11 protein-coding genes are annotated in these 15,235 nt (G+C 60.7%); 4 read left to right on the top strand and 7 right to left on the bottom strand.

Annotation, left to right across the window (positions count from 1 at the left end; genetic code table 11):
* Positions 1-68: 68 nt before the first annotated feature.
* Together ACM6HV_RS18935 and ACM6HV_RS18930 are read right to left on the bottom strand one after the other, a co-directional pair.
* A complete protein-coding gene (locus ACM6HV_RS18935; protein ID WP_414904991.1) occupies positions 69-1,250 on the bottom strand; it encodes a CaiB/BaiF CoA transferase family protein in 1,182 nt (393 codons plus the stop codon).
* A 256-nt stretch (positions 1,251-1,506) separates the two neighbouring features.
* Complete coding sequence (locus tag ACM6HV_RS18930) at positions 1,507-2,841, bottom strand: dicarboxylate/amino acid:cation symporter (protein WP_414904990.1); 1,335 nt, start codon at positions 2,839-2,841, stop codon at positions 1,507-1,509.
* A 350-nt stretch (positions 2,842-3,191) separates the two neighbouring features.
* Between ACM6HV_RS18930 and ACM6HV_RS18925 the strand changes: the two genes are divergently transcribed.
* Positions 3,192-4,190, top strand: coding sequence for an AraC family transcriptional regulator (locus tag ACM6HV_RS18925; RefSeq protein ID WP_414904989.1), 999 nt, complete (start codon positions 3,192-3,194; stop codon positions 4,188-4,190).
* A gap of 103 nt (positions 4,191-4,293) precedes the next feature.
* On the opposite strand, the gene ACM6HV_RS18920 is transcribed toward ACM6HV_RS18925, so the two are convergent.
* From ACM6HV_RS18920 to ACM6HV_RS18910, 3 genes are all read right to left on the bottom strand, one after another.
* A complete protein-coding gene (locus ACM6HV_RS18920; RefSeq protein WP_145594366.1) occupies positions 4,294-5,640 on the bottom strand; it encodes an ATP-binding protein in 1,347 nt (448 codons plus the stop codon).
* A complete protein-coding gene (locus ACM6HV_RS18915) occupies positions 5,637-6,314 on the bottom strand; it encodes a response regulator transcription factor (protein WP_027612288.1) in 678 nt (225 codons plus the stop codon). The genes ACM6HV_RS18920 and ACM6HV_RS18915 overlap by 4 nt, the downstream gene beginning before the upstream one ends.
* A gap of 151 nt (positions 6,315-6,465) precedes the next feature.
* Positions 6,466-7,071 (bottom strand): membrane protein, encoded by a 606-nt coding sequence (locus ACM6HV_RS18910; RefSeq protein WP_041067567.1) that lies wholly within the window; start codon positions 7,069-7,071, stop codon positions 6,466-6,468.
* A gap of 141 nt (positions 7,072-7,212) precedes the next feature.
* Between ACM6HV_RS18910 and ACM6HV_RS18905 the strand changes: the two genes are divergently transcribed.
* Positions 7,213-8,004, top strand: a complete 792-nt coding sequence (locus tag ACM6HV_RS18905; RefSeq protein ID WP_414904988.1) for a dienelactone hydrolase family protein — start codon at positions 7,213-7,215, stop codon at positions 8,002-8,004.
* 159 nt (positions 8,005-8,163) lie between these two features.
* On the top strand, positions 8,164-8,889 hold the full coding sequence (locus ACM6HV_RS18900; RefSeq protein WP_414904987.1) for a 4'-phosphopantetheinyl transferase family protein: 726 nt from the start codon (positions 8,164-8,166) through the stop codon (positions 8,887-8,889).
* 143 nt (positions 8,890-9,032) lie between these two features.
* On the opposite strand, the gene ACM6HV_RS18895 is transcribed toward ACM6HV_RS18900, so the two are convergent.
* Both ACM6HV_RS18895 and ACM6HV_RS18890 read right to left on the bottom strand, forming a co-directional pair.
* Positions 9,033-10,643: an ATP-binding protein gene (locus ACM6HV_RS18895; RefSeq protein WP_414904986.1), complete on the bottom strand. Its 1,611-nt coding sequence runs from the start codon at positions 10,641-10,643 to the stop codon at positions 9,033-9,035.
* Positions 10,640-11,362 (bottom strand): response regulator, encoded by a 723-nt coding sequence (locus ACM6HV_RS18890; RefSeq protein WP_047295809.1) that lies wholly within the window; start codon positions 11,360-11,362, stop codon positions 10,640-10,642. The genes ACM6HV_RS18895 and ACM6HV_RS18890 overlap by 4 nt, the downstream gene beginning before the upstream one ends.
* 856 nt (positions 11,363-12,218) lie before the next feature.
* Between ACM6HV_RS18890 and ACM6HV_RS18885 the strand changes: the two genes are divergently transcribed.
* Positions 12,219-15,113: a ribonucleoside-diphosphate reductase subunit alpha gene (locus ACM6HV_RS18885; RefSeq protein WP_041067575.1), complete on the top strand. Its 2,895-nt coding sequence runs from the start codon at positions 12,219-12,221 to the stop codon at positions 15,111-15,113.
* Positions 15,114-15,235: the final 122 nt, after the last annotated feature.

The following is a 15,235-nucleotide window of genomic DNA, read 5'->3' as shown; positions in this document are numbered from 1 at the left end:
CGCGACCAGGCTCGCTCCCACACGGAAATGTGGGAGCGAGCCTGCTCGCGAAGAGGCCGGTACAGACGCTAGAGAATTACTTTGGCCGCCCGCAATTGAGCAATCCGCTCAGCATCAAACCCCAACTCCCCCAACACCTGCTCAGTATGCTGTCCCAATCCCGCGCCAACATGCCGCGGTGCCGGCAGCGCCTCGGAGAACTTCAACGGACAGCCGATCTGCGCCTGAGTCGTACCGTCGCCACGCGGCACCTGGGTCACCAGTTCCCGCGCCTGCAATTGCGGATGCTGCACCGCCTCGCTCACGTTCAAGACCGGCTCGACGCAGGCATCGACTCCGGCGAACAATTCGCACAGCTCGGCAAAGTCGTGCCTCTCGAACTCAACTTTCAGCGCATCCTTCAATAACCGTTGCTGTTCGGGTTTTGGCGACAAGCCCTGCGCCGCCAGCTCCGGCCGGCCCAACGCCGCGCACAGTTGCTGCATGAACCCCGGTTCCAGACTGCCCACCGACAGCCAGCGCCCGTCGCGAGTGCGGTAGTAGTCGTAAAAGCTGCCGCCATTGAGCATCTGGTCTTCCCAGTGCGGCTCCTCGCCACAGGCCAGATACCCGGCACCGGCCATGGCGTTCAGGCTGAAGGCGCAATCGGTCATGCTCACATCCAGGTGCGTGCCCTGCCCGCTCTGCTGCCGGGCGATGACCGCCGCCAGCAGGCCGATCACCCCATGCAGCGAACCGCCCGCGATATCCGCCACCTGCATGCCCAAAGGCAACGGCCCGCTGTCGGTGCGTCCGGTGTAGCTGGAGAGCCCGGTCAGCGCCAGATAATTGATGTCATGCCCGGCGCGATCCTTGTACGGGCCGGTCTGGCCGTAGCCGGTGATCGACACGTAAATCAGCTTCGGGTTGATCGCCTTCAGCGCCTCATAACCCAGGCCCAGACGCTCCATCACGCCCGGGCGGAACTGCTCGAGGACGATGTCGTATTCGCCCAGCAACTGCCTGATCACCTCCAGCGCCTCTGGCTGCTTGAGATCCAGCGCCAGACTGCGCTTGTTGCGATTGAGGTAAGCGTGGCTGGCGGACACCCCTTGATCGTGCGGCGGCAACACCCGCAGCAGGTCCATGCGCGTGGGCGACTCGATGCGCAGCACTTCGGCGCCCATGTCGGCCAGCAACAGCGAGGCGAATGGCCCTGGCAACAAGGTAGAGAAATCCAGAATCTTCAGTGAGGCCAGCGGTGCGGACATGGGCGAACTCCTTGAGCGATGCACCCAGCCTAGGCAGCGATGCCGCGCACGGCAATCACCGGATGTGTCAGCGGCAGTGACCGTAATGCTCAAATCGCAGGCAATAAAAAACCCCTGTAGCGAGGGGATTTATCCCCGATGGACTGCGCAGCAGTCCCCTTCTATCTAAGAAGGGGCCGCTTCGCGACCCATCGGGGATAAATCCCCTCACCACAAGGGTTATCAGGCTCCAGCATTACACTGGAGCCAAATCAGATTACTTGACGTTGCTCGGGGTAGCACCTTCAGCCACACCCAGGTCGTCTTCCGGACGGGTGTCAGCTATACCGCGACCACCCGAAGCCAGCTCGGTTTGCAGCACGTCGGTGTCCAGCTCTTTCACCCACTTGGCGACAACGATGGTCGCCACGGCGTTACCGACCAGGTTGGTCAGGGCGCGGGCTTCGGACATGAAGCGGTCGATACCGAGGATCAGCGCCAGACCGGCCACCGGCAGGTGACCTACCGCCGACAGGGTGGCGGCCAGCACGATGAAGCCCGAACCGGTCACACCGGCGGCGCCTTTGGACGACAGCAGCAGTACCACCAGCAGGGTGATCTGGTGCGTGATGTCCATGTGCGTGTCGGTGGCCTGAGCAATGAACACGGCGGCCATGGTCAGGTAGATCGCGGTACCGTCGAGGTTGAACGAGTAACCGGTCGGGATCACCAGACCCACGACGGATTTCTTCGCGCCCAGACGCTCCATCTTGATCAGCATGCGTGGCAGTACCGATTCCGACGAGGAAGTGCCCAGTACGATCAGCAGCTCTTCACGGATGTAACGGATCATCTTCAGCACGCTGAAGCCGTGCATACGGGCAATGGCGCCAAGCACGATCAGGATGAACGCCAGGCAGGTGATGTAGAAGCAGGCCATCAGTTGACCCAACTGCACCAGCGAGCCGACACCGTAGGCACCGATGGTGAACGCCATCGCACCGAAGGCACCGATTGGCGCGAGCTTCATGATCATGTTGATGATGTTGAACATCACGTGGGCGAAGCGATCGATGAAGTCGAGGATCGGACGGCCATAGTCACCCAGGCGGTGCAGGGCGAAACCGAAGATCACCGAGAACATCAGCACTTGCAGGATGTCACCGGTGGCAAACGCGCCGACGATGGTGGTCGGGATCACGTTGAGCAGGAAGCCGACAACGCTCTGGTCTGCGCCTTGCTGCACATACGTGGCGACTTTCGAGGCGTCCAGGGTGCTGACGTCAATGTGCATGCCGTTGCCCGGCTGCACGATGTTGACCACGATCAGACCGACCAGCAGGGCGATGGTCGAAACGATTTCGAAGTACAGGAGTGCGTAACCGCCGGTCTTGCCGACCGATTTCATGCTTTGCATGCCAGCAATACCGCTGACCACGGTGCAGAAAATGATCGGGGCGATGATCATTTTGATAAGCTTGATGAACCCGTCGCCCAGCGGCTTAACCGCCACACCGAACTGCGGGTAGTAGTGACCAAGGGCAATACCGATGATGATCGCGACGATCACCTGGAAATACAGGGATTTGTACAGTGGCTGACGAGTCGTCATTGCAAGTGTCCTCAAGCGTCCCGCGGGCAACATCCATCTGTTGAGCGCAGAACCTGAATTGCGAACCCTCCTGCACTGGAGGGATTTGTTGTGTCGAGCAGCGCTTTTCCAGCGGAAAGACGCACACTTCTGTCGCTCTTATCGCAAACGCCGTGCCACATTGGTGCGATTCGCTGCAAGCCTTTTGATATCAGGGTATGCAGGGTATTTTTTGTCACTGCCCGGTGACGCAGGTGTGGCGGATTTCCGCCAAGTCAGCGGATCTCGTCCTACAATTTGGCGGAAATCCGCCTTGTTGCCCTGCGCTTGCCCCGGCTACCATCCGGCGCCTGAGGAAGGATCAGCCGCTTATGCGCGAACGTACCATCGCCAGTCATTTCGCCCGCGCCGCTCTCGGTGGCGCACGCCGTTCGGGATTCGACTATGCGCCGCTGCTGCAACAACTGGGCATCAGCCCCGAGTTGCTCGATGAGCCACGGGCGCGCATCGCCCCGGAGCAATTCACCCAACTGATCCAGAGCCTGTGGCTGGCGCTGGATGACGAATACCTGGGCTTTGGCAGCGCGCCGAGCAAACCCGGCAGCTTCGCGATGATGTGCCACGCCTTGATCCACTGCCGCAATCTGGAGAAGGCACTGCAACGCGGTTTATTGTTTTATAGCCTATTCCCCGAGGCCCCGCGCCTGAGCCTGAGCCGCGAAGACGAATGGGTGCGCCTGAGCCTCGATGATGCGCAGTTATGGGACCCGGATCACTTTCTCAGCGAGAGCCTGCTGGTAATCTGGCATCGCCTCGGCAGTTGGCTGATCGGCCAGCGGATTCGTCTGGAGCAGGCCACCTTCAGTTACCCGAAACCGGCGCACGGTGCCGAGTACGATCTGCTGTTCCCCTGCCCTTTGGTGTTTTGCGCCGAGCAGAGCAGCCTGCTGTTTCACAGTCGCTACCTGCACATGCCGCTGTTGCAGGACGAACGCACCTTGAAGCATTTCCTCGAACGCTCCCCCGCCGACCTGTTGTCGCGCCCGGACGACGGCGACAGCCTCAGCAGCCGCCTGCGCCGTTTGCTCAGCCGCGACAGTGCGCACTGGCCGGACCTGGAAGCGGTGGCTGCGCAGTTGCACATCAGCCCGCAAACCCTGCGTCGGCATTTGCGTGAGGAAGGCACCAGTTTTCAGGAATTGAAGGATCAGCTGCGCCGCGACATCGCGATTTATCACCTGGGCCGGGCGGATCTGTCGTTGCAGCAGATTGCCGAGCAACTGGGGTTTTCCGAACCGTCGGCGTTTCACCGGGCGTTCAAGAAATGGACGGGGCTGACACCGGGGGCGTATCGGGCGCAGGAGCAGTAAGACCTGCGGTGAACTGACTGGCGCCTTCGCGAGCAGGCTCGCTCCCACATTGAACCCTCTGTGGGAGCGAGCCTGCTCGCGAAGAGGCCGGCAAGACCAACACCTAAACCGCAGGAAACTGAATCCTGAATGCCGCCCCGCCCATCGGCGAATCTCCGAGCATCAGCTTGGCGTTATAGCTTTCGATGATGTCCTTGACCACCGCCAGCCCGATGCCCTGCCCCGGATGCTGGCGATCCAGTCGTTCGCCGCGCTCAAGGATTCGCGCGCGCTGATTCGGCGGCACGCCGGGGCCGTCGTCTTCGATGCACAAATCGATACCGGTCAGGCTCTCGCGCACGCTGATGCGCACTTCGCTCAGGCACAGGCGATAAGCGTTTTCCAGCAGGTTGCCCATCATCTCCAGCAACGCGCCCTGTTCGATCGGCACATAACATTGCTCCGGCAGGTCGAACGCCACTCGAACATGTTTGTCGCGGTAAACCTTGTCCAGCGTGTCGCACAGACTCTTGAGCACCGGCCGCAGCCGCACCTGATGGCGCACCAGACCGCTTTTGCGCAGGCTGGCCCGTTGCAGTTGATAGCTGATTTGCTGGCTCATGCGTTCGATCTGGGTTTGCAGGACCCAGGCCTGATCGCGATCTTCCGGGCGTTGGGCCATGTCTTCACTGACCCCTTGCAACACCGCCAACGGGGTTTTCAGGCTGTGCGCCAGGTCATCGAGAGAGTCGCGATAACGGCTGCGTTGCTGGCGTTCACTGTGCAGCAAACGGTTGAGCGAGCCGGTCAGGCGCAGCAGTTCGCGCGGGTGCTGTTCGGTGAGGCTTTCGCGGGTGCCGCTTTCGATTTCGTCGAGTTCCTGACTCAGCCGACGCAGCGCCTTGAGGCCCCAGGTCAGGCCGATCCACAACAGCGCCAGCAGCACCAACAAGGCAGCGCCGAAGCCCAGATAGAGGTTCTCGCGCAGGCCTTCAAGGGTGTTTTCATATTCGCGCACCGGTTGCAGCGCAACGATACTGAAAGCCGCGCTCTTGCCGCCGAGCAGTTTGACTTCGACGTCGTAGACGAAGAACTCCTGGCCATTGCTCTCGCGGATCCGCGCGAACTCGTTGCCCATGCCGTCGTAACGTGGCTTGTAGTTGATCTGCTCTTCCTGCGTGCCTTTCGAGCGCCAGACCAGTTTGCCTTCGCGGTCGTAGATGTAGCCGAGCAGGCGGTTGTCGGTGAGGTTGAAGCGCTCATCCGGCAGCTGCGCCGGCATCACCAGATGGCCACTGTCGACGCGTGCCGCCGAGATCAGCGTGGTGACGTCCGAGGCCAGGCGCTGCTCGATCGAGTCCTGCAACGCCAGGCTGAACGCGCCCTGCATGGCCGGCAACAAGCCGAGCATGAACAACACCGCCAACGTGGTGGCGGCGAGCATCAAGCGAACGCGCAGAGAACGAATCAAGTGCAGCGCTCATTGAACAGGTAGCCGAGACCGCGCACGGTATCGATCGGCTTGAACCCGCCTGGGCCTTCGAGCTTGCGGCGCAGACGGCCGACCAGCACTTCGATCACGTTCGGATCACGCTCGTCGTCGTCCGGATAGAGCTGTTCCATCAGGCGATCCTTGGGCACCACTTGCTGGTGGTGGCGCATCAGGTATTCGAGGATGCGGTATTCGTAGGCGGTCAGCGCCAGCGGCTCTTCATCCAGTGACGCCTGCTTGCGATTGAGATCAAGCAACAGCGGCCCGGCAACGATGGTCGACTGGGTGAAACCGCTGGAACGGCGCAGCAAGGCGTTGAGGCGCGCGTCGAGTTCTTCGAACTGGAACGGCTTGACCACGTAGTCGTCGGCACCGGCGGCGAGGCCTTCGACCTTGTCCTGCCAATTGCCGCGCGCGGTGAGGATCAGGATCGGAAAGGTCTTGCCGCTCGAGCGCAACTGGCGAATCAGGTCCAGACCGCCCATGCCGGGCAGACCGAGGTCGATCACCGCCAGATCGAAGTTGAACTGTCCGGTCTGGTACAGCGCCTCTTCGGCATTGGCCACGGACTCGACCACGTGGCCACTCTCCGTCAGGCGGGTTTGCAGGTGATGGCGCAACAGCGCTTCATCTTCGACGACCAACAGTTTCATAACGCTCTCCCGGGCAAATCAAAAACTCCAACAACGCATGTGTGGGAGCGGGCTTGCTCGCGAAGGCGATGTATCAGCCAACAGTGTTGTCGACTGATAGACCGCTTTCGCGAGCAAGCTCGCTCCCACAGGGTCTAGAGCGAACCGCGCTTTAGAAAGCGTAGTTCGCCGACAGGTAAGTCTGGGCGCTGCTGGTCAAGTCCAGCGAGCCTTGCTTGCTGCCACCGCTCTCTTTCATTTCGGTGCTGGCATTGCTCATCAGGTAACGGTAACCGAGTTCCACCGAAATGTTCTGCGCCACTTGTTGCAGCACACCGAACTGGCCACCAACGGCGTAACCGATGTCGCTGTCACGGCTGTAGCCTGGCGAATCCTGGGTCAGCTTGGTCAAACCGGCCGTGGCACCACCGAACAGTTTGGTGCTGCCGCCCACTGGATAGAACAGATCGTAGCTGCCCAGCAGATTTTCCTGGCGCAGTTTAATGCCATTGTGCGAACCGGACACGTTGTCGTAAGTGGCGTAGTAGCGACCTTGCGAATTTTGCTGACCGAGGCGCACACCGTAGGTGTTGTTGCCGTCAATTGCGCCGCTGGCGTCCGGGTGGCCAAGGTTGTCGTTCAGCGCGTGGGACTTTTTGACCTTGTCACTGGTCTGGCCAAAGGTCAGGCCGGCGAAGTTGCTGGTGTCATCGGCATGTGCCGCAAGGCTGGAGCCCAACAAGGTAAAAGCCAGCAGCAGTTTGTTCAGACGATTCATCGCGTTTCCTCTTTCACAGTGCTGTTTGGGTATGGCGCAAGGTTACTGACCTGCCCCTGTACCTGCCCTGAACACTCTCTGAACCTGCGCTGAATCAAATCGACTAGGCTGTCCTGACCACTTTCGATAAGGAGACCGACCATGCGCCTGTTTTTCGCCCTTGCCCTGCTCGCCGCCAGCAGCCTGGCCAACGCTGCAATCAAGACTCTGGAGATTCCTTACCAGAGCGCCGACGGCACCCGACTGATCGGTTATTACGCTTACGACGACGCGATCAAGGGCAAACGCCCGGGTGTGGTGGTGGTGCATGAATGGTGGGGCCTGAACGATTACGCCAAACGCCGCGCCCGCGACCTCGCCGAACTGGGCTACAGCGCCTTGGCAATCGACATGTATGGCGAGGGCAAGAACACCGAGCACCCGAAAGATGCGATGGCGTTCATGCAGGCCGCGACCCAGGATGCCGCGGCCTCCAGCAAACGTTTCGAGGCCGGGTTGAACCTGCTGAAAAAGCAGCCGCAGACCGACGTGAATAAAATCGCCGCCATCGGTTACTGCTTCGGCGGTGGCGTGGTGCTCAACGCCGCGCGTCAGGGCGAGCCGCTGGCGGGCGTGGTCAGTTTCCACGGTGCGCTGGCGACCACCACTCCGGCGACGCCCGGCAGTGTGAAAGCGAAAATTCTGGTCGAGCATGGCGCGCTGGACAGCATGGTCACTGCCGACAACGTCACCGCGTTCAAATCCGAAATGGACAAGGCCGGCGCCGACTACAGATTCGTCAGCCTTGACGGCGCCAAGCACGGCTTCACCAATCCGGATGCCGATCGCTTGAGCCACGGCGATCACGGTGGCCCGGATATCGGCTACAACAAAGCGGCCGATGAAAAATCCTGGGCGGACATGAAGGCGTTCTTCCAGAAAATCTTCAGCTGATCCACTTCCACCCTGTAGGAGCTGCCGAAGGCTGCGATCTTTTGATTTTGTTTTGAAGATCAAAAGATCGCAGCCTTCGGCAGCTCCTACAGGATTAGCGCCGCCAGATACAGGATTTGGCTCTACCCAGCATCCGCGCCAACCGGCAAAATGCCCGCCATGAATTCCAGCCCGCCCCTCCCCGCCTGCTGCACCCCGCTCGACGCCCATTGGCCGTTGCCCAACGTGTTGCCCGACACCGTCCTGCTCAGCACCCGTTTCGATCCGAAGCAACTGCTCGGCGATGACTTCCAGCGCAGTGCCATCGAGCCGCCGCCGAGCATTCAGCGCTCGGTGGCCAAACGGCAGGCCGAGTTTCTCGCCGGGCGGATTTGTGCCCGGGCTGCGCTGCAGCAACTGGAAGGCTCAAACGTGATTCCGGCGATTGGCGAAGACCGTGCGCCGGTGTGGCCGGCGCACATCTGCGGCTCGATCACCCACAGCACCGGACGCGCCGCGGCGATTGTCGCCAACAAGCAGCACTGGCGCGGCTTGGGCATGGACCTGGAAAACATGCTCGAGACCGAGCGCGCCGAACGCCTGGCCGGGGAGATCCTCACGCCAGCGGAATTGCAGCGCATGGCCGCCGGGTTGCGGGAGCAACCGGGGTTATGGGTGACGCTGACGTTTTCGGTGAAGGAAAGCCTGTTCAAAGCGCTGTACCCGATTGTGCAGAAGCGCTTCTACTTCGAGCATGCCGAGGTCTTGGAGTGGACGGAGCAGGGTCAGGTTCGCTTGCGCTTGCTGACCGATCTTTCAGGTGAATGGCGTCATGGCACCGAGCTGGACGCGCAGTTCGGGGTGCAGGATGGGCAGTTGTTGAGCCTGGTCAGCATTCCTGCCTGAGGATTTTTCAGCGCCGCTGAGGGCCCCATCGCTGGCAAGCCAGCTCCCACAGGTTTCAGGGGTGTATCCAAAACGTGTGCTGCCCCCGGACAGTGTGGGAGCTGGCTTGCCAGCGATTGCGGCCGGCAAAACCAGCACAAAACTCAGCGGCGTTCCTGATTCCTCGGCCAGCTCAGACTGAAACAGGCACCACCCAGACTCTTGCTCTTGTTGATCAGCGCCCGCCCGTCATGCCAGTGAATGATCCGCCGCACAATCGACAGACCCAGCCCATGCCCGCCCGACGCCCGTGTGCGGCTGTCATCCAGACGCAGGAAAGGCGTGAAGATGCGCTCCCACGCCGACTCCGGCACACCCGGCCCGTCATCCTCGACATCCACCCGGCAGCGCAACTGTCCAACCTGATAACTCACCGTGACTTTCGAGTGTGCATGGCGCATCGCGTTGCTCACCAGATTCTGCAACGCGCGGTGCAAAAAGCGCGGCTCGGCCTCGACCCAGGCGCCGTCATTATCGGCAGCGGACAGGCACAACCCGCGCTGCACCGTGACCTCGGCACGCAACGGCGCCAGTTCTTCAATCACTTGATTGACCAGCGCATCGAGGTCGATGCGTTGAAAGGTCAGCGCGGGTGACCCCTGCTCCAGCCGCGCGTAGGTGAGCATTTCGTCCACCAGCTTATCGAGATCCTCGATGTCGTGATCCATGCCCTCGCGGTACTTTTCCAGCGCCTGCGGGGTGGTGGCCGAGCCGATCATCTCCAACCCGAACCGCAGACGCGCCACGGGAGTACGCAACTCATGGGACACCGCGCGCACCAGTTCGCGCTGGATCGCCAGCAACTGCTGCAAGTGCTCGGCCATGCCGTTGAACGCTGCCGCCAGCCGCCCCACCGAGTCAGCGCCACGGGCCGGCACGCGGGTTTCCAGGCTGCCCTTGGCGATGCGCGTGGCCGCGGCTTCGAGTCCGCGCAGACGTCGTTCGAGCTGACGCACCAGCAGATATACGATCAGACCGATCAAGGTCAGGCCCAGGGCAGCGATCAACACCAGCCATTGCGGCGGATACGGATTCATCTGATACAGCGGACCGATTTCCAGTACCCACGGCGTGCCGACCATGCCGGCAAACACCCGGATCGAATCCCCGCCCTTGCCCAGCGCCATCACCGTATCGCCCTCGGACACACGGCGGCTCTGGTCTTCGTCCATGTCGGCCTCGTTGACCGTGACCAGTCGCAAATCAAAACCGAAACCTTTCTCCTCCTTTAACTGCGCCAGCCGCTTGGGCTGTTCGCCAACCGGCACCCGCACCAGTTCATCGGCCAGCAGGTAAATAGTCGCACGGGCCAGTTGTTCGCTGATCTGCTGGACGTCGCCGGTCAGCAGCAACTGTTCCTTGTCGCTGACCAGTCGATAGACCCGCGCCGCATGCGGGCCGGTCTGCTCCACCAAGGCCTGACCGCGCTGCACCCGGGCGCGCTGAGAGAGATCCAGATCGGTCTCGGAAAACTTCTTCAGCGCCAGCGGAATCCCCAGCAGACGCTCCCAGACCAACAACGCCCGATGGCGCTCGGTTGCGTTCATCGGTTGCAGGTTGTCGGCCATCAGCGAGAACGTGCCGTGGGCCAGGCGCTCACGGTATTGCTCGCTGCGCACCTGATTGAGCAGGTGCAGTGCCAGCACCCCAAGCACCGCCACCAGAATCAGCGCCGCGCACATGCCGCCATAGATGCGCAGGAAGATCGAGTTCACAGCGCCAGATCCACACAGGCTTCCGGAACGAACAGATAGCCTTTGCTGCGGATGGTCTTGATCAGGCGCGGATGATCGGGGTCATCGCCGATTTTCGGGCGGATGCGCGAGATGCGCACATCGATCGAGCGGTCCTGGCCGTCATAGCCGATGCCACGCAGCGCAGTGAAAATTTCTTCGCGAGAGAGGATTCGCCCGGCATTCGACACCAGCAGCCAGAGCAGGTCGAATTCGGCGCTGGTCAGTTCGATGCCGCTGTCACTGAGCCAGGCTTCGCGCAAGGCGTTGTCCACCACCAGCGGACCGAATTGCAGGCGGCGGCTTTTTTCCGTGACCGGCTCGGCGCTGTCACTTCGCCGCAGCAAAGCCTGAATCCGTGCCAGCAACAGCCGTGGGCGCACCGGTTTGCACACGTAATCGTCGGCACCAAGGTCGAGGCCCTGGATCTGGTCGGCATCGTCGGTGCGCGCGGTGAGCATCAGGATCGGCCCGTCGTAACGGTCGCGGACCTTGCGGCAAATACTCAGGCCGTCTTCACCGGGCAGCATCAGGTCGAGGATCACCAGGTCCGGCTGCTCCTTGATGATCCGCGCCGCCGCCAGCGCACCGTTGCCTTCAATCTCCACGCGCAATCCATTGGCTTGCAGGTATTCGCGGGTGAGTTCGGCCAGTCGCTGGTCGTCCTCGACTATCAATACCTGCCAGGCTTCTTGCTCCACCGGTGACCTCTGCTTTCTATTGTTATTAATAAAGGAAGAACCGTACGACGCAGCACAATTCGTGTGGGAGCGAGCCTGCTCGCGAAAGCGTTGGATCAGTCAACGTTGATGCTGAACCTGCCGACGCATTCGCGAGCAGGCTCGCTCCCACGGTTTTAGATCCTCCCGACCTTTTGTCATGTTTGAGGAGGATAAGAATGGGTAAACGCCGCCCGATTGTATAAACGGCGTACCGGCAGAACACAAGTCGGCAAATGCGTTCGGACACGGCGGTTTTTTGTGATAGGGTTCGCGCCCTTAAAAATCCGCTGAAGCGTTTTTCCCAAGTGAAAAACAGTGACAAACGGTCTAGCTCAGCAGGTTCGCGGCCTACACGGGAATTCCTGGTTTCTTACACAATTTACGCACAGGTTTATCCACAGTTAGCACGTTGCAAGCCCTCTCGAAACGCATTATCTTGTAGCACGGCGCGAGGAGAGACCCTACATATAGGGTTTTCCGCTCAGGCGACCAACCACATTTCGGGCCTGAAACTCAAGCGCTTTATTGCCAGTTTCCGGTTGAACCAAGCAAGTTTTTCAAAGCCCAAACCGCACTTGCGGATGGCGCCGTTTTTCAGGTCGGAAACGACCGGAACGGTACGGGTGTTGCAGTCATTACTGTCATCCGGGAAGGAATCCGGCTCGAGCCCTGGCTCGCAGCCAAAAACTTCGGCAAGGATGCGGCGTCATTAGCCTTTTTCCTACTGATCCGAAGTTGTTATGCCCGACGCCCGTCGGTTGTAGTGCTTCGGACCAGAACGGTGAGCACCATGATGGTGCCCAAACAAACATAGAGAATGTGGAGATCACCCCCCATGCAAACCGACACAACTCGCGAGAACCCGCAGGGCACCTTGCCGCAGGCCGCCGATTCGAATTCGGATCTGGCCGCCACCGCGCCTGGTCAACTGCGCGTGATCAAGCGTAATGGCACTGTCGTTCCTTACACCGATGACAAGATCACCGTCGCTATCACCAAAGCGTTTCTCGCAGTTGAGGGCGGCACCGCTGCCGCTTCGTCGCGAATCCACGACACCGTTGCCCGCCTGACCGAACAAGTCACCGCGACCTTCAAGCGTCGCATGCCGTCGGGCGGCACCATCCACATCGAAGAAATCCAGGACCAGGTCGAACTGGCCCTGATGCGTGCCGGCGAGCAGAAAGTTGCTCGCGACTACGTGATCTACCGTGACGCCCGCTCGAAAGAACGCGCAGCCCATACCCCGGTCGAAGCCGCAGTCGATGCGCACCCGTCGATCCGCATCACCCGCGCCGACGGCAGCCTCGCGCCGCTGGACATGGGCCGCCTGAACACCATCGTCACCGAAGCCTGCGAAGGCCTGGCTGAAGTCGATGGCGACCTGATCCAGCGCGAAACCCTGAAAAACCTGTACGACGGCGTGGCCCTGAACGACGTCAACACCGCATTGGTGATGACCGCGCGTACCCTGGTTGAACGTGAGCCGAACTACTCGTTCGTCACCGCCCGCCTGCTGATGGACACCCTGCGTGCCGAAGGCCTGGGCTTCCTCGGCGTGGCCGAGAGCGCCACTCACCACGAAATGGCCGATCTGTACGCCAAGGCGCTGCCGGCTTACATCGCCAAAGGTATCGAGTTCGAACTGCTGAACCCTGTGCTGGCCTCCTTCGACCTGGAAAAACTGGGCAAGGCGATCAACCACGAGCGCGACCAGCAATTCACCTACCTGGGCCTGCAGACCCTGTACGACCGTTACTTCATCCACAAGGATGGCGTGCGTTTCGAACTGCCGCAGATCTTCTTCATGCGCGTGGCCATGGGCCTGGCGATCGAAGAGAAGCAGAAAGAAGACCGTGCGATCGAGTTCTACAACCTGCTGTCGTCCTTTGACTACATGGCTTCGACCCCAACACTGTTCAACGCCGGTACCCTGCGTCCACAGCTGTCGAGCTGCTACCTGACCACCGTTCCGGACGACCTGTCGGGCATCTACCACGCGATCCACGACAACGCCATGTTGTCCAAATTCGCTGGCGGCCTGGGCAACGACTGGACGCCGGTGCGTGCACTGGGTTCGTACATCAAGGGCACCAACGGCAAGTCGCAAGGCGTGGTTCCGTTCCTCAAAGTAGTGAACGACACCGCCGTAGCCGTTAACCAGGGTGGCAAGCGCAAAGGCGCCGTGTGTGCCTACCTGGAAACCTGGCACATGGACATCGAAGAGTTCATCGAACTGCGCAAGAACACCGGTGATGACCGTCGTCGTACCCACGACATGAACACCGCCAACTGGATCCCTGACCTGTTCATGAAGCGTGTCTTCGATGACGGCAAGTGGACCCTGTTCTCGCCTTCCGAAGTACCGGATCTGCACGACCTGACCGGTAAAGCCTTCGAAGAGCGCTACGAGTACTACGAAGCCCTGACCGAGTACCCGGGCAAGGTCAAGCTGTTCAAGACCATCCAGGCCAAAGACCTGTGGCGCAAAATGCTCTCCATGCTGTTTGAAACCGGCCACCCGTGGCTGACCTTCAAGGACCCGTGCAACCTGCGCAGCCCGCAGCAGCACGTCGGCGTGGTTCACAGCTCGAACCTGTGCACCGAGATCACCTTGAACACCAACAAGGACGAGATCGCCGTTTGCAACCTGGGCTCGATCAACCTGCCGAACCACATCGTCGACGGCAAGCTGGACACCGCCAAGCTGCAACGCACCGTGAACACCGCCGTGCGCATGCTCGACAACGTGATCGACATCAACTACTACTCGGTGCCGCAAGCGAAGAACTCCAACTTCCGCCACCGCCCGGTCGGTCTGGGCATCATGGGCTTCCAGGACGCTTTGTACCTGCAGCACATCCCTTACGGTTCCGACGCGGCCGTCGAGTTCGCCGACAAGTCGATGGAAGCGGTCAGCTATTACGCGATCCAGGCGTCCTGCGACCTGGCCGACGAGCGCGGCGCGTACGAGACGTTCAACGGTTCGCTGTGGTCCAAAGGCATCCTGCCGCTGGATTCGCAACAGATCCTGATCGAACAGCGCGGCCAGAAGTACATCGACGTTGACCTGAACGAAACCCTGGACTGGGCACCGGTTCGCGCCCGTGTACAGAAAGGCATTCGTAACTCCAACATCATGGCCATCGCACCGACCGCGACCATCGCCAACATCACTGGCGTCTCGCAGTCGATCGAACCGACCTACCAGAACCTGTATGTGAAATCGAACCTGTCGGGCGAATTCACCGTGATCAACCCGTACCTGGTTCGCGACCTCAAGGCTCGCGGTCTGTGGGACTCGGTCATGATCAACGACCTGAAGTACTACGACGGTTCGGTTCAGCAGATCGAGCGCATCCCGCAAGAACTCAAAGAGCTCTACGCGACCGCATTCGAAGTGGACACCAAGTGGATCGTTGACGCCGCCAGCCGTCGTCAGAAGTGGATCGACCAGGCCCAGTCGCTGAACCTGTACATCGCCGGCGCCTCGGGCAAGAAGCTCGACGTGACCTACCGCATGGCTTGGTACCGTGGTCTGAAAACCACTTACTACCTCCGTGCCCTGGCCGCGACCAGCACCGAGAAGTCGACCATCAACACCGGCAAGCTGAACGCTGTTTCCAGCGGCGGCAACCACGGCGACGATTCGGTTCTGGCAGCTCCAGCCGGTCCGGCGCCAGTGCCAAAGGCTTGCGCGATCGACGAGCCGGATTGCGAAGCTTGCCAATAAGCTGAGCCGGGTCAGGCGTCGCGAGACGCCTGATGCTTCCAGGCAAAAGAAAACCCCCGACAGACTTCTGGTGTGTCGGGGGTTTTCTTTGTCTGGAATAAAAACCGAAGCAAAAAAAACGG

Source organism: Pseudomonas sp. IT-P260 (assembly GCF_949768395.1).
Lineage (GTDB): Bacteria > Pseudomonadota > Gammaproteobacteria > Pseudomonadales > Pseudomonadaceae > Aquipseudomonas > Aquipseudomonas parakoreensis.
This window is presented reverse-complemented; position numbering and strand designations above follow the sequence as displayed.